This window comes from Microcoleus asticus IPMA8 (assembly GCF_013179805.1).
GTDB lineage: Bacteria > Cyanobacteriota > Cyanobacteriia > Cyanobacteriales > Microcoleaceae > Microcoleus > Microcoleus asticus.
The window spans coordinates 1-15,358 of record NZ_SRRZ01000088.1 but is presented as its reverse complement, the minus strand read 5'-3'; the positions used below and the strand labels follow the sequence as shown (position 1 = coordinate 15,358).

Here is a 15,358-nt window from a genome sequence, read left to right as displayed (position 1 = left end):
TATTCAATCAAACTCAGAATTATAAAATATATCTAATACCAAATCCGGGTTAGCTACCCCCGTTATGATAGCGAAAAAAACTGCACTCACTTCTATTTTTGTCAAACCCCAAAATCGGAGAGAACTTGGGCAAGAAAGCTGCCACGAATTTTGGAGAATTTAGTGACTTTAATAATTAGTAAACAAGTGAATATATTCGCCCTCGCAAGGCGAGCGCTCCTTGAGGATTCTTGATGAGATAAATTCGCCGCCCAACGAGCGGTTATACTTCACAAGGCGAGCTGTTTTGTGGCTACCAGTAATACCAACTGTCAATTACTCAAGAAAACAGTGCAACTTTCATCCGTTCTTCAGCAACCGGAGAAATTTTAGTCGCTCTCAATGGGGTATGCTCCACTCTAATTAATGTCGTTGATTTTGGCTAAATTTAATAGCAAGTAGTCGCACATAACTACGGTTTATTTGCGACTCTCAGAGATTGGGTCTAATACTTTAGATGTAGAAAGTATATCTACTTACGAAGAATCGTTATAAATTCCACTCAATCTCCGGAAAAAGGCTAGACTTGAGCGCAGACATATTCAGTAAAACTATCTCTATATTGCCACTGCGTGCAAAAAAAAAATGGCTATAGTTATACTTACTGATTTTGGCAATGAAGCGGGTATTCAATCCCGCTCTATTACTGCTCAATACCCTCTTGCTGCTAAATGCGAAGCGCGTTATGGCGAGGGGTTCTCGGAGGAATTATGATGAACCTAAATTTAGATACTATTTTCTCATCGCTGATGAACCCGGCACTGAACGAGTTTCAGGTTTGGGCTTTGCAAAACCCGGAAGAAAGTCTCAGCAAAACGATGTTACCGCCGATCGCCCTGATTGAGGGTTTGATTGCCAACGAACCCACCTATTTGCAAGTAAAACGGCTGGCTTTCGGAGCCAACTTTTGCTGCGCGGGGCAAGTCGTGATGGGAGAGTTTGACACGCTGGAAAAAGCACTCACATCGCCCCAGGCGCGCGGATGGCGGCTTGGTACTTCTGTACTCGATCCCGATCGCGCCCCCAACCAAGATGTCGGCGGCAGAAACCTTTTTCTACTGTCTTTGTCCGATCGCGAAACTGACAGTAGCAGCAACCATGCAGCATTCCGAAGCTGTATGCAGAAATATCTGTTCAACAGTGCGACAACTGATCGCCAGGGAGACGAAATCAGCAGGCGGTTGCTCGATCGGCTAGCCGCAGATTATGCCGAGATGTCGCACGGTGCGGGGGGAGCATTTTTTACCGATGTCAAGTGCGGTTGGATGGGATTTTTAGTCCGATACCTGCACTACGTCATCTTTGGGATTAATCCAGACGATTCAGAGTCGATCGAACTTCTCACCGAATTGCATTACACCCGCCAAAGCCCGTTGCACTACTTCGCCGTCATCGGCAACCTGCTGCAAAGCCTGAACCTGTTTGGACACGGGGATTTGTCCGCTCTAATCGAGCGTGCAGCGACTATCTATGAAAATTCCCCAGCTTTAGCCGACTTCGAGGAGAGCTCGGAAAACAATGGCATGACTAAGCGGGAATTGGCAAAGCTGATGACATCAATTATGGGGATAGCGGGACTGCAAGGCCCCCTGCACCTAGGCTACACGGCAATGGGATACCGCCCTCTCCCCGCCTATAAAGGACAGCAGACGGCCGAAATTAACCCGACTGATTTTTGGGATCGGCTCGATTTGGACGATCGCCAGTCGATCGAGCTTTTCCTCCTGGAATGCGCCCGCCTCTGGGCCCCCGTCAGTGCCACCCACCGAGTCGCGACAGAGCCCTTCACCGCAACGGTAGCGGGCAAAGAGCGCACTTTCCCTGCCGGAACCAAGGTACTGATACCGCTCAGCCTGGGGCTGCTAGACGAGAGTTTCTGGGGCTCTACGGTATACGAATTCAACGCTAAGCGCGAGAATCTCTGCCCTTTTCATATGGGTTTTCATTCGGTGGGCGATCGCAGCGCGGGACGGATTTGCCCCGGTAAAGACATCGCACTCAAGATGCTGGTGGATGTCGTGAGTACGGTAGGCAAAGTGCGCCGAGCCTCTGAGCCTAATTTGCACGGGTAATTAATCCAAAAGCTCGATCGTAGATATCGGGTAGGGACTTAGGCACTCGCGGTGTTTCAAACTGTATTTCATCCGATTGAAAACTGCTATCAGACTCGGCGGTTGAAACCGATCCTATCCAAACTATCGATCTATCGACTAAGAAATAAAGGGGGTATCTAACAAGAAACCAAAACACAACTATTTTGAGGATAAATAATACCATGTTGATCGAAGAAAAGCAACTAAAAGACATTGCGAATTGGATGAAAGTAGATAATCCAGCGGAGTTACCCGAAGTCCTGCAAGGTATCTTTTTTATGGACGGTAATGTTTTACCAGACGACTGTCTGACGATGTACAGTTCAGACTGGAATGCTGACCAACTGACGTTATTGCTGCGCGTTTTTGACCCTGTTATCTGGACATTTCATTCATCAATGGCGGGACGGATGTTAATTTATTTAGTTAAATTTTCTCGCTTCAGCTACTTGTTCCGATTCTCCGATGCAACTTTGCAGCACGGACACATCACGCCGATAGTGTTTGGATGGTCTGTGCCGCAGTGGCTGGTAGATTTTTTGATCGATCGAGATCCGAGCACTCCAAATGGAGATATCTGGCATCGCACAAACTCGTTTTTCGGCAGACCTCCTGACAGCGGATATACACTCCGCAGGATTGTAGACAAAGATGGCAACTACACATCAGCTTTTCCAGATATGCTGTCTAAAGTGGAGAGTGATTGTTTAATCATTGCCAAAGAGTGAAAATATTTACAAAAACGACAAAACCCGCTTAATTAGGCGGGTTTTGTCGAGCAAAGCGCCGGGGTTTGAACCGACGGCCCCACTACACACATTTTATTTGCTAGCCTAGAAAGGCTATGCAGCAAGCTCTCGCAGGCTATTGTCAATTATTCATATCAATACTTCGGATGGTGTGTGATTAGCAACTGTAGAAGAAGGGTTTCACGGCGATTCGGCAATCCCTCTGCTTAGCCGTAAATCAAGGGTTTCAGGCTACGACCTAAAAAGTTTCCAAACTATTGGAAGCTATAAAAAAAACTAAAGATACGAAATTTTGGCCAAAAGAGACAGTTGATAAATAGGTGTAACAATCCCGTTGTATTCAAGAGTGCGATTTTACTCCCCGGATTTATCACCAATTGAGTTGTCAGGAGTCAAAAATCAAAGGGATTATTCGTTCGGAAGCTGCCAGAACTTCAGATACTGTTGATGCCACGCTAGCCAAAGCGATCGATAGACATCTCCGAAATAAAAATTGGTTGCAGGCTCGCAGATTGTATAAAAGAGAATTTTACCGATGAAAAACATAAGTCAGCTTCATAAATATATTGATAAGCATCCATCGTGAACTCAAAAGTTGTTAGGTATTAACTAGGAGCAACTGATAATTTTATTTGTTCAATCTGAGGGCTGGAACGCTCAAAAACAAGCATAAATAGAACATAAAAAAGCTAAAATCATCAAAGCACGAGGCGAGAGAGATCGTAAGTTGACAGTTGCTAATGAATCCTATTAACTTTAGTTAACTAACACCACTTGCCAGTATTTCAAATGTTAGGAGTACAATTTGACGTAAGTGAAACAACAGCCAATGACATCTTTAATCATTGGTTAGCTGTTTTGATAGAATTGTTGCCAGCGAGTTTGTTAGAACAAGTAAAAAACATGAAAATAACTGGCTATGGGTAGAAAAATATTGAGTAAACTTGAATTAATAGTAAACAGCTATGAACATCCCTGTAAAATAGCTACAGACTATCAAAAGCCAAAAAAGTATTATTCATGAAAGCAAAAAAGACAGAGATTTAAAAGTGTTTGTACAGAACGTGGACTGACAAGTTCAGGCACATTAGGAATTTTTCTGGTTTGCTATGTAAACTATAAATAGAGTAACCCAAATTTTTATAGGACTGGAAAATGGATGCAATTACTGACCTGCCGGGGTATCGCATAACAGAACAACTCTATGCAGGATCTCGCACTCTAGTCTATCGGGGTGTTCGGGAGAGCGATCGCACTCTAGTCGTCATCAAACTGCTGCGGAACGAATACCCCAGCTTCAGCGAATTGGTGCATTTTCGCAACCAATATACCATTGCCAAAAATCTCAACCTCCCCAGTATTGTTAAACCCTTCGATTTAGCACCGTACAAAAACGCCTATGCTTTGATAATGGAGGACTTTGGAGGAGTCTCTCTGTCTACTTATCTCAAGGCAGCAACCGATCGAAACCAACCCGATAAATCTGGAGCTTTAGAAAACTTTCTCAACAAGGCTTTGCAACTAGCAGAGATTCTCCACTATCTTTACCAAAACCGAGTTATTCATAAAGATATCAAACCCGCCAATCTCCTGATTCATCCCGAAACCAAACAAGTCAAACTGATTGACTTTAGCATCGCTTCCCTACTGCCGAGAGAAACTCAAGAAATTCACAATCCCAACGTCTTAGAAGGAACCCTCGCCTATATTTCTCCCGAACAAACCGGACGAATGAACCGAGGTATAGACTACCGCACTGACTTTTATTCTCTGGGAGTTACTTTGTATGAACTGCTGACAGGAAAACTGCCATTTGAATGTGACGACCCGATGGAGTTGATTCACTGCCATATTGCCAAACAACCTCCTTCAATAAACAGCAAAGAAATCCCGCAGGTGGTTTCGGATATTGTAATGAAACTGATGGCGAAGAATGCTGAAGCTCGCTATCAAACTGCCTTGGGATTGAAGCATGACTTAGAACGGTGTTTGCAGCAGTGCCAAGAAACTGGAAAAATTGAAACTTTTGAGTTAGGAACGCGGGATATCTGCGATCGCTTCCTGATTCCTGAAAAGCTTTATGGTCGAGAAACAGAAGTACAAACCCTGTTGAATGCCTTCGAGCGCGTGGCAAATGGCATATCGGAATTAATGCTGGTCGCTGGGTTCTCCGGGATTGGAAAAACGGCTGTAGTCAACGAGGTGCATAAACCCATTGTCCGACAGCGGGGCTATTTCATCAAAGGCAAATTCGACCAGTTTAACCGCAATATCCCCTTCTCCGCATTTGTCCAGGCATTCCGCGATTTTATGGCACAATTACTGAGTGAAAGTGATGCCAAAATCCAAGAATGGAAAACTCAAATTCTCGAAGCGCTCGGTGACAGCGGACAAGTCATTATTGAAGTCATTCCCGAACTCGAACGGATTATTGGATCGCAACCCCCAGCCCCTGAATTATCGGGGATGGCTGCTCAAAATTTCTTTAATTTGCTCTTCCACAAATTCATTGCTGTCTTCACCAAAAAAGAGCATCCATTGGTGATATTTTTGGATGACTTACAATGGGCAGATTCAGCATCGCTGAAGTTAATGCAATTGCTTGTCAATGAGTCGCAATTGGGTTATCTGTTGCTGCTGGGAGCCTATCGGGATAATGAAGTATCACCAGGCCATCCCCTGATGTTGACCCTAGATGAAGTGAGGAAGGCAGGAACCACACTCAACACTATTGCATTAGCACCGCTGGATCAAATTAGTTTGAATCAATTGGTAGCGGATACTCTAGTTTGTGAGCCTACTTTGGCACTACCACTGACAGAATTAGTCTATCAAAAAACACAAGGAAACCCTTTTTTTGCGACGCAGTTTCTCAAAGCATTGCATCAGGATAAATTGATTATTTTTGATATCGAATCGGGACATTGGCAGTGCGATATTAGCAAAGTTCGAGAGGCAGCACTCACTGATGATGTGATGGAATTTATGGCGCAGCAGTTGCAAAAAATGCCAGCAACAACTCAGTCAGTTTTAAAATTAGCCGCTTGCATTGGCAACCAGTTCGAGCTGGCAACATTGGCAATTGTTTCAGAGAGTTCTGAGACGGAAACCGCAACCGCATTGTGGAAAGCTTTACAAGAAGAGCTGATTATTCCCCAAAGTGAAGTTTATAAATTTTATGTAGGCGCAGAACAGGCGATTTCTGAAGCGACTACTCAAACCGTTGCCTATCGTTTCTTGCACGATCGCGTCCAGCAAGCCGCTTATTCTTTGATTCCGGAAGCAGAACGCGCGATCGCTCATTATCAAATCGGGCAACTGCTGCTCCAACAGATTTCACTGTCAGCGCGAGAAGAACGCATTTTTGAATTAGTCAATCAGTTGAACTATGGAACCACACTGCTTGTGGAACAACAGGAAAGGGAGGAACTCGCCCAACTCAACCTAACTGCTTGCCGTAAAGCAAGATTGGCAACTGCCTATCAAGCAGCCCGCGAATATGCCACAGAGGGCCTGAAACTGCTAGGAACAGACGCTTGGCAAGGGCAGTACGAAATGACCCTATCTCTGTACGACTTGGCTGCCGAGGTGGCTTTCTTGGCTGGCGATTTTGAGCAGATGCACCAGTGGATTGAAGCGGTGATTCATCATGCGAAAACGCCTTTAGAACGGGTGCAAGTTTATCAAGTCAAAATCCAGGCATTGGTAGCCCGCAATAAATTTGTTGAGGCGATCGCGATCGGTCAATCTGTCTTCCAAATGTTGGGAGTGAACCTGCCAGACAGCCCAACGTTAGAGGATATTCGGCCGGTTAAGCAGGAAATCGATGCCTTAATTGGCGATCGCTCAATTGAGACATTCATTCATCTGCCGAACATGACTGATGCCCAGCAGTTAGCAATTATGCAAAATGCGGCTCGTCTTACACCCGTCTGTTACATGACAGGCTCAAAGCTTTATTTCCTAATAGTTGCTCTACAGGTCAAATTATCAATTCAATTTGGAAATAGTCCTGTTTCGCCTTATTGCTACGCTGGTTACGCCTTCCAACTGAGAATTCTGTGGGGAGACATGACAAAGGTGCCTCAGTTTGGGCAATTAGGATACCAACTCGCCTCAGAACCAGATGCCAAAAATATTCGAGCCGCAACAGCCCTGTTAATGGGGGGATATGTTGGTCCTTGGACGACCCATCTGCAAGAATCGCTGCCCATTCTTCTCGATGGCTATCAAGCTGGATTGGAAACGGGCAATCTAGAATTTATGGGCTACGACGCGCAGTTCTACTGCTTCAATGCTTATTGGTGCGGTCAACCGCTCACCGAACTCGAACCCCAAATTCGCGCCTATTACCAACAGTTGTGCGACCTCCACCAAGTCACAGCAGCAAACTGTGTTTTGGCTTACTGGCAAGCTGCTCTCATTCTGCTGGGTCAGTCAGAGAACGAGATTCCCTTACGCCAAGATTCATACGAAGAAAAAATCCTGGATGAGGCCAAAGTCGATTTTTACCGACTATCCTTCTTTTACCTATATCGATTCACATTGAATTACTGGCTTGAAGACTTTGCCAAAGCGGAACACGATGGGGATCAAACCCGACAGTATTTGGCCGGAGGGATGGGTAGTGTCGTTGAACCGATCTTATATTTCTATGATTCTCTGACCGTGCTGGCTACTCCTTGTGAATCGATGACTGACTCGGAGCCTCGATGGCAGCGAATGCAAGAAAATCAAGCCAAGCTAGAAGAATGGGCGCATTATGCTCCCATGAATTACTTGCACAAATATCATTTAGTTGAAGCCCAAAAGCATCAACTCCTCAATTGCAAAAAAGAAGCTCTAGAATTTTATGATTTAGCAATTCAAGGAGCCAAGGAAAACGGTTCTATCCAAGAGGAAGGATTAGCCAACGAACTCGCAGCCAAATTCTACTGGGAATGGGGCAAAGAAAAAGTCGCCGCCAGCTATATGCAGGAGGCGTATTACTGTTATGCCCGTTGGGGTGCAGTAGCCAAGGTTCGAGATTTAGAAAAAAGGTATCCGCAGCTACTTCAAAGCATTGCTAAGCGAGAGACCGTATCTATAAGTAGCACCCAGTCGAGCGCTTCAACCACAATGACCGATACTAATATACTAGATTTTGCGACAGTTATGAAAGCCTCGCAAGTGCTGGCTGGGGAAATAGTTCTCGACAACTTACTAGCAAAATTACTAAAAATAGTCTTAGAAAATGCAGGCGCAACTTCGGGCTTTCTCATCTTAGATAGAGGAAGTGAGCTGTGGATAGAAGCAGCGGGTCAACTTGAGTCACACCAAGTATTTGTGCCTCAAACTGTTTCGGTTGACAACAGCTTAGTAGTTCCACTTTCAATAATTAATTATGTTGCCAGAACTCAACAAGATGTCGTTCTGGCTGACGCGCGTCTAGCTGAAAAATTTATCAATGATTCTTACATTAAATTGCATCAACCTAAGTCCGTTTTGTGTGCTACTATTCAAGGGCAAGGTCAACTCATCGGTCTTGTTTACTTAGAAAATAATTTAACTACAAGCGCGTTTACTCCCAACCGCTTGTCAGTGGTCAGAATGTTGTGTTCCCTAGCGGCAATTTCTATTAAAAATGCCCAACTCTATGACCAATTAGGGGAATACTCCCGAACCCTGGAAGGTAAGGTTATAGAAAGAACCCAAGAATTGCAACAGGAAATCGCCGTCAGGATGCAGACAGAAGTAGCCTTGGGCCAGTCTGAGGAAAAGTTTTTTAAAGCCTTTCGTTCCAGTCCTAACCCGATCGCGATCGCCAGGTTGGCAGATGGACGCTACATCGAAGTGAACGACAGTTTCCTCAGCACTTTTAGTTACTCTCGCGAAGAGGTAATTGGTTTTACACCAATTGAGTTGAATCTTTGGGTTAATTTAGAAGAATGTGGCAGATACAGACAGCTCTTGCAAGAATCAGGAGTGTTTCGCAATCAGGAATTCGATTGCCGTACTTCCGCAGGCGAGGTGAGGAAGATGCTGGTATCAGCAGATATTATTGAGCTGGGTGGAGAAGCGTGTCTTCTTTTAGTCACTAACGACATCACCGATCGTCAAAGGGTAGAAGAAGCGCTCAAAGAAAGCGAGGGTAAATATCGCGACTTAGTTGAAACATCCCAGGATATGATTTTGTCAGTTGATAGCGAAGGGCGTTATACCTTTGTTAATGCTGCCGTTAAACAGATTTTTGGCTACTCCCCTGAAGAAATGATTGGACGAAAATTCAGCGATTTTAAGTCCCCTGAACAGCTTGTGAAAGATAACGATATATTCCAACGCACGCTGAACGGAGAGTCATTTTTTCAGTATGAAACTATACAATTAGCTAAAGATAGCAGACCTATCAATCTCCGGGCTAATGCAATTGTAGTACGGGATTCTGAGGGAAATGTTCTAGGAATAACTGGCACAGCAAGCGATATTACGGAAAGCAAAAAAGCCGAGGAAGCCTTACAACAAGCCAAAGAAGTGGCAGATGCGGCTAACAAGGCTAAAAGCGAATTTTTGTCAAATATGAGTCACGAACTGCGAACTCCCCTCAATGCAATTCTCGGGTTTACCCAAGTGCTGGCCCGAGACTCATCCCTTTCTCACATACAGCAGGGACAGCTAGGCATCATTAGTCGTTCTGGAGAGCATTTGCTGGCACTGATTAATGACGTGCTGGAAATGTCCAAAATCGAGGCAGGTCGGATTACCTTAAATCCTACTAGCTTTGACCTGTATCATTTGCTCCATTCTCTCGAAGAAATGCTCAAACTCAAAGCTGATTCTAAAGGTTTACAGCTCAGTTGGCACATCAATTCTAACATTCCTCAGTATGTAAAAACTGACGAAAGTAAATTGCGTCAAGTCTTGATTAATCTGTTAGGAAATGCGATCAAGTTTACTACGGAGGGAAGTGTAACGCTTCGGGTTGCAGCAATTAGTGCGAAACAAAAGTCCCCAACAGACAACGAACCACGGACTATTACGTTTGAAGTGGAAGACACGGGCCACGGCATTGCTCCTACTGAGGTAGATTCTTTATTTGAGGCTTTTGTACAAACTGACGCGGGTCGGAAATCTCAAGAAGGAACTGGCTTGGGTTTACCCATCAGCCGACAATTCGTACAACTGATGGGAGGAGACATTACCGTCAGCAGTACCTTGAATCGAGGAACAATTTTTAGTTTTGATATCCAAATTAGCTCCCCTGAGATGGCTGAAGTTCAACCTCGACAATCAAGAAGGCGGGTAATTGGTTTAGAACCCAACCAACCCTCATATCGCATCTTGGTGGTTGATGATAAATGGGAGAGCCGTTTGCTATTGGTTCATCTTCTCGAACCGCTTGGCTTGGAGGTGCGCGAAGCAGTAAATGGTCAAGAAGCTATTAGAATCTGGGAAACTTGGAAACCTCACCTAATTTGGATGGATATGCAAATGCCTGTGATAGACGGGTATGAGGCTACCAGACAAATTAAAGCCAAGATTCAAGAAGAGGCTACCCCGATCGTTGCGTTGACCGCTAGCGCTTTTGAGGAGGAGCGAGCCATTGTTTTATCATCAGGCTGTGACGATTTTGTGAGCAAGCCTTTCCAAGAAGAAGTTATTTTTGCCAAAATGGCTGAACATTTAGGGGTACAGTATCTCTATGAAGATTTACCGAACTTTACATTATCTCAGCTTGATGGTCAAGACTTGAGTGTAAAAGAAGGGGAAAAAACTGAATTCTTGAGGACGACTTTGGCGGCAATGCCTAAAGATTGGGTGATACAGTTACATCAAGCAGCTATCGATGCTGATGCAGAGCTGATTTTAAGTTTGGTTGCCGCCATCCGCGAATCCCATACTTCTTTAGCAGAGACGATCGCTGATTGGGCTAACAACTTTCGGTTTGATAAAATCACTAACTTAACTGAAGAAATGATTCCATGAACAGCCAGCAATTAGAATCTCATTTTGCCAATCTTTTAGTGGTTGACGATACCCCAGACAACCTGCGTCTTTTATCCACTATGCTAAGCGACAAAGGATATAAAGTTCGGGGCGTAATAAACGGGGAAATGGCATTAAAAGCCGCGCGTTCAACTCCACCCGATTTGATTTTGCTCGACATTACGATGCCTCAGATGAACGGCTATGAAGTTTGCCAACACCTAAAAGCGGATTGCAGAACTTCGGGTATTCCAGTGATTTTTCTGAGCGCCCTAGATCAAGTGTTAGATAAAGTCACAGCATTTGCTGTTGGAGGAGTAGACTACATCACCAAGCCATTTCATTTAGAAGAAGTTTTAGCTCGTGTCGAAAATCAACTAGCTCTTCAGCGTTTGCAAAAACAACTGCACGAGCAAAATGCGCGATTGCAGGAGTCAGAAGCTAAAGAACGGGAGAAATCCCAACAATTAGAGCTGACTCTACAACAGTTACAACATACGCAAGCTCAACTCATCCAAAGCGAGAAAATGTCAAGTTTAGGGAATGTTGTAGCGGGGGTAGCTCACGAAATTAACAATCCGATTAGCTTCATTAAAGGGAACCTTTCCCCCGTAACGGAGTACACTGAAGATTTGCTGAGGCTGGTTCAACTCTATGCAGAAGATTTCCCCAATCCCACAGCAGCTATCCAGGAACAACTGGAGGCGATGGATCTCACTTTTCTCAGGAATGACTTGCCGAAGTTAATTGTTTCTATGAGGATAGGAGCTGACCGAATCGAAGAAATAGTGCAATCGCTACGAAATTTTTCCCGATTAGATGAAGCTGAGTTGAAAGCCGTGGATATCCATGAAGGGCTGGAAAGTACACTGATGATTTTGCAGCATCGGTTAAAAGATGAAGCAGATCAAACGATAATTCAAGTGGTAAAAGAGTATGAGGATCTGCCAAAGATAGAATGCTATGCGGGGCAAATGAATCAGGTTTTTATGAACATCCTGACTAATGCTATTGATGCGTTGCAATCACAAAAAAGTTGGGCAAAAGAGCCAGATGATAACAGCCCCATCCCTACTATTACTATTTGCACGAAGTTACTCTCCGACTTGAAAGTGGGTATTGATATTACTGATAATGGGCCCGGCATAACTGAAGATATTCAACAACGCATATTTGAGCCATTTTTTACAAGGAAGGAAGTGGGTCAAGGAAAGGGTTTGGGGTTATCGATTAGCTATGCTATTGTAGTGGACAACCACGGCGGGCAAATCCGTTGTCTTTCGGTACCCGCTCAAGGGGCAACATTGGCAATCGAAATTCCAATTCACCACTTTTAAAAATATTTTTTTAAATAAATTTTGGTAGGGTTATAACAACCATTTATTATTTACGGCCATTAAAATAAATCGGTTTTTACAGCACAACGATATCTGCTAATAAAGATTTAGAAGACATTTATTATCCCAAACCATCCGATATTAATTCGGGCAATTACCTGACGGGGTGACAACCCCGTCAGCTAGCGGTTTTGACGGGGTTGTCACCCCGTCAGGTGTACGACCCGACAGGAGCTGTCATCTCAACTAAACTCTCATTGATGTTGTCGATCGCGTGAATCTCAGGGAACTGACGCGCTCGATCTGGACAATTGATGCTATGGGAGAGGCGATCGACAAAGCGATCGCGCCTCCCGTGATTTATGACGCGCCAGATTTCGCCCGCGAGTCTGTCTTTCGTTGCCTCCTGAGCGTGAGGGAGCGTGCGTGGAGCCTCACGTTGATGAAGCTTTTGGCTCTGGCCACCAATAGAGGGGAGGCTGCTTTCGGACTTGCCACGATAAGGCTTGTTCTACATCATTGAGTAGAGGGTCCCGATCGGTATGCAAGGCAACGCCGATCTCCGAGAGAGTCTGATCCTAAATGGTTGTATCCCCAGACTCGCTTCATAAATCCAACCGCGACTATAACCTGTTACCGCCATTACTTCTGCGGTGGTTTTCCCGCAAGCCAGTAGCCAAATAATTTGGTAATGATAGGCCCTCGTGGTTGTTTTGACCAGACGGAAACGAGCCATCAAGCTCTTCTGGGATCAGATGAGGTGCGATCGTAATTCGTCTTGGCATTCTCGATCTGAAGGGGTGGTGTTTTTCAAGATAGTATCACCGTCAATCGACCGGACATGATATTAAAGGATGTGCAGGGGTAGGGGCGATCGCGTTTCCGTGTTCGCTAAAAATATTCTTTAAACAGTAACGAAACTTAGTTGGAGGTCGATTGCCAAAAAGGTTCAGGAATACCTTGCTATGCCCCGCGCCCTCGCTCTTTTTTCCGCGCTTAACGCCTAACGCCATCCAAGGTTTAGGAATAATATCCGCTAAAAGTGGAGGAGAAAAGACCGGATTCTGAATCAAAAAACAGTTCCTTAATTGATATGGCTGGGGCTATTCACAATGGCTGTTCTGCTTGAGCAGGTGGATCTTCTGGCAGCGGGATAAATTCTGTCTCTTGAGGAACCTGAGCAAACCGTCCCTCTCTCCAATCGAGTTTAGCTTGCTCAATGCGCGAGTGCCGGCTCGAAACAAAATTCCACCACTTATGCCGCTCGCCGACAGGTTCACCGCCAATCACAATACACCGAGCCGTGCCTGAAGCAGAAATGTTTGCGGATGTGCCTGAAGTTAGAACCGCCAACCGATGCTGTTCTAAAGGCACTCCATCGATCGCAAGCCCCTCTGTCACGCTGTAAACCGCTTGTTCGCTGTAATTGCCCGGTAAGGTAAATTCTCTTCCAGGAGTCAGTTGCACGTCCAGATAAATCATGGGTGAAAATATTTGAACTGGGGAAGTGCGACCATAGGCATCACCCGCAATCAGGGTGAACGAAACTCCTGTATCCTCCCAAGTAGGCAGATCGGTTGCTGGATGGTGCCGAAACCAGGGGTCGGTTTCTTCGTGTTCGTCGGGAAGTGCTATCCAGGTTTGGATGCCGTGCAGGATGGCTTCTTTACTGCGCTCGTCCTGGGGCGTGCGTTCGGAGTGGACAATGCCTCGCCCTGCCGTCATCCAGTTCACCGCGCCGGGACGGATTTCTTGAACGCTGCCGACACTATCGCGGTGGATCAAAACCCCTTCAAACAGGTAGGTGAGGGTCGCTAAGTTGATGTGTGGATGCGGTCTGACATCCACGCCCCGACCGGGTGGAAACACCGCAGGACCGAGATGGTCAAAAAAGATGAACGGGCCTACCAGTGCTAGAACGTTTGAGGGAAGCAGGCGGCGGGCTTGGAATCCACCCAAATCTTGAATGTGCGGCTCGATGAGATGCTGGATGCTATCCGTCATAATGTTGATGAAGTTGCCAACGCTAATCGTCTATGTCAAAAGCATTATACAAAAAGCTATCCCTAGAGAGTTATATAAGTGACTTGTCTAAGCTTTTCTAATGGAAAGCTGTTGTAGAGTATCGAGTTCTCAACCAGCTTTCTGTTTACGAGACGATGGAAAGTTCATCACTGACTTGAATCCGACCTTTGACCAGGGAGCGAATCAGGCGATCGAGCGAGCCGCGTTCTTCTTCGCTGATGGACTCATCGAGGATGGCAGCCATCATGCCGTAGCGGTCAGCTTTAGTAAGGCGGTGAGTATCGGTGACAGTGGCGATTAATTCGTTGATAGCGCCGGGGAGAAGGTTAACTGGAGACATAGGATTGTTTTGAACTCGACACCTTAATCATCTCCTGGTTTCTCCGGAGAGCAAGTGATGGTGCTGGTTTTTTTCAGTGATAATACTGAAAGTATTGGGTGAACCAAGTCCGTGTTACCAGTGATGGAAGTCACAACATTGAAACCAATGCAGCGCTGGAACGATTAGCGGGACTTAAACAATGAAATAAGAGTAAAGAGCTTATAACGTATATAGGATAAGCATTTTACGTCAAACTACACCCATGAAAGAAACCACGCCTGACGCCATGCCCCCTTGCTTTGAGCAATGGTGCGATCGGTTCGATGATGTGTTTAGTCATCAAGCCCAAAAAAAGGGTTGAGACACTATTTGGGGGGATTATGGGGTCCTGCGTGAGCAAAAAAACTTAACACAGATGTCAAACAACGCAGTAGGAGTGGTAAACCACCAATTACACCATTTTTTGACAGAAGCGACTTACTAATCCCCTCGGAACCCAAGCGACAGGAGAAGGGATAATCACAACTTATTCAAGGGCGTAATTGGGTGGAAGTATTTTACCGTGAAGCTCTCATGTTGGTTAGGGTTAAAAGAATATAAATTGAGAAGCATAAAAAGCCTTCACAGGCACTTCATATTAGTTTTCGGCGCCTACAGTTTTATTTTTTTGCAACAGTTAACCGGAGGATTGAGAAGGCGTTGGGCTAACAAACCTTTGAAAACATTTACGCTCTGCCTTGTTACTGTAGTTTAGACTAAAAAATGAGCGCAGCTAAAAGTAGCCACCTTTGAATGTCAGGCAAGCTGTTGCTCAAAAACTCAAAAAGTAGA

8 protein-coding genes and 2 pseudogenes are annotated in these 15,358 nt (G+C 45.1%); 7 read left to right on the top strand and 3 right to left on the bottom strand.

Translation table 11 applies throughout. The features are described 5' to 3' along the window. Positions 1 to 749 precede the first annotated feature (749 nt). The 5 genes from E5S67_RS21520 to E5S67_RS21500 all read left to right on the top strand — a co-directional run bounded on the left by E5S67_RS21520 (position 750) and on the right by E5S67_RS21500 (position 12,180). The gene (locus tag E5S67_RS21520; protein ID WP_246276907.1) at positions 750 to 2,111 is read left to right on the top strand and encodes a cytochrome P450; all 1,362 of its coding nucleotides are present in this window, start codon (positions 750 to 752) and stop codon (positions 2,109 to 2,111) included. Positions 2,112 to 2,314: 203 nt separating this feature from the next. Beyond that, positions 2,315 to 2,860 (top strand): hypothetical protein, encoded by a 546-nt coding sequence (locus E5S67_RS21515; RefSeq protein WP_172190421.1) that lies wholly within the window; start codon positions 2,315 to 2,317, stop codon positions 2,858 to 2,860. An 810-nt stretch (positions 2,861 to 3,670) separates the two neighbouring features. After that, entirely contained in the window at positions 3,671 to 3,808 is a 138-nt protein-coding gene (locus E5S67_RS34825; protein WP_172190420.1) for a transposase family protein, read from the top strand. A 228-nt stretch (positions 3,809 to 4,036) separates the two neighbouring features. Next, positions 4,037 to 10,843, top strand: a complete 6,807-nt coding sequence (locus E5S67_RS21505) for an AAA family ATPase (protein ID WP_172190419.1) — start codon at positions 4,037 to 4,039, stop codon at positions 10,841 to 10,843. Further along, a complete protein-coding gene (locus E5S67_RS21500) occupies positions 10,840 to 12,180 on the top strand; it encodes a sensor histidine kinase (RefSeq protein ID WP_172190418.1) in 1,341 nt (446 codons plus the stop codon). The genes E5S67_RS21505 and E5S67_RS21500 overlap by 4 nt, the downstream gene beginning before the upstream one ends. Before the next feature lie 827 nt (positions 12,181 to 13,007). Here E5S67_RS21500 and E5S67_RS32605 read toward each other — a convergent pair. The 3 genes from E5S67_RS32605 to E5S67_RS21490 form a co-directional block, all read right to left on the bottom strand. Continuing rightward, positions 13,008 to 13,253 carry a hypothetical protein gene (locus E5S67_RS32605; RefSeq protein ID WP_216670628.1) on the bottom strand — a complete coding sequence of 82 codons (246 nt, stop codon included), beginning with the start codon at positions 13,251 to 13,253 and terminating at the stop codon, positions 13,008 to 13,010. 34 nt (positions 13,254 to 13,287) lie between these two features. After that, positions 13,288 to 14,184 (bottom strand): pirin family protein, encoded by an 897-nt coding sequence (locus E5S67_RS21495; RefSeq protein WP_172190417.1) that lies wholly within the window; start codon positions 14,182 to 14,184, stop codon positions 13,288 to 13,290. 145 nt (positions 14,185 to 14,329) lie between these two features. Next, the gene (locus E5S67_RS21490) at positions 14,330 to 14,545 is read right to left on the bottom strand and encodes a hypothetical protein (RefSeq protein WP_172190416.1); all 216 of its coding nucleotides are present in this window, start codon (positions 14,543 to 14,545) and stop codon (positions 14,330 to 14,332) included. 244 nt (positions 14,546 to 14,789) lie between these two features. Here E5S67_RS21490 and E5S67_RS33530 point away from each other — a divergent pair. Both E5S67_RS33530 and E5S67_RS34820 read left to right on the top strand, forming a co-directional pair. After that, a pseudogene (locus E5S67_RS33530) lies at positions 14,790 to 15,008 on the top strand (IS701 family transposase); the annotation flags it as partial. Positions 15,009 to 15,048: 40 nt separating this feature from the next. Continuing rightward, positions 15,049 to 15,257, top strand: a pseudogene (locus E5S67_RS34820) (IS701 family transposase); the annotation flags it as partial. Between the last annotated feature and the right edge of the window lie 101 nt (positions 15,258 to 15,358).

Bases quoted from the DNA above. Each gene is read 5' to 3' on its own strand.
- E5S67_RS21520 (WP_246276907.1), top strand. From the start codon at position 750: ATGATGAACCTAAATTTAGATACTATTTTCTCATCGCTGATGAACCCG.
- E5S67_RS21515 (WP_172190421.1), top strand. From the start codon at position 2,315: ATGTTGATCGAAGAAAAGCAACTAAAAGACATTGCGAATTGGATGAAA.
- E5S67_RS34825 (WP_172190420.1), top strand. From the start codon at position 3,671: ATGTTAGGAGTACAATTTGACGTAAGTGAAACAACAGCCAATGACATC.
- E5S67_RS21505 (WP_172190419.1), top strand. From the start codon at position 4,037: ATGGATGCAATTACTGACCTGCCGGGGTATCGCATAACAGAACAACTC.
- E5S67_RS21500 (WP_172190418.1), top strand. From the start codon at position 10,840: ATGAACAGCCAGCAATTAGAATCTCATTTTGCCAATCTTTTAGTGGTT.
- E5S67_RS21495 (WP_172190417.1), bottom strand. From the start codon at position 14,184: ATGACGGATAGCATCCAGCATCTCATCGAGCCGCACATTCAAGATTTG.
- E5S67_RS21490 (WP_172190416.1), bottom strand. From the start codon at position 14,545: ATGTCTCCAGTTAACCTTCTCCCCGGCGCTATCAACGAATTAATCGCC.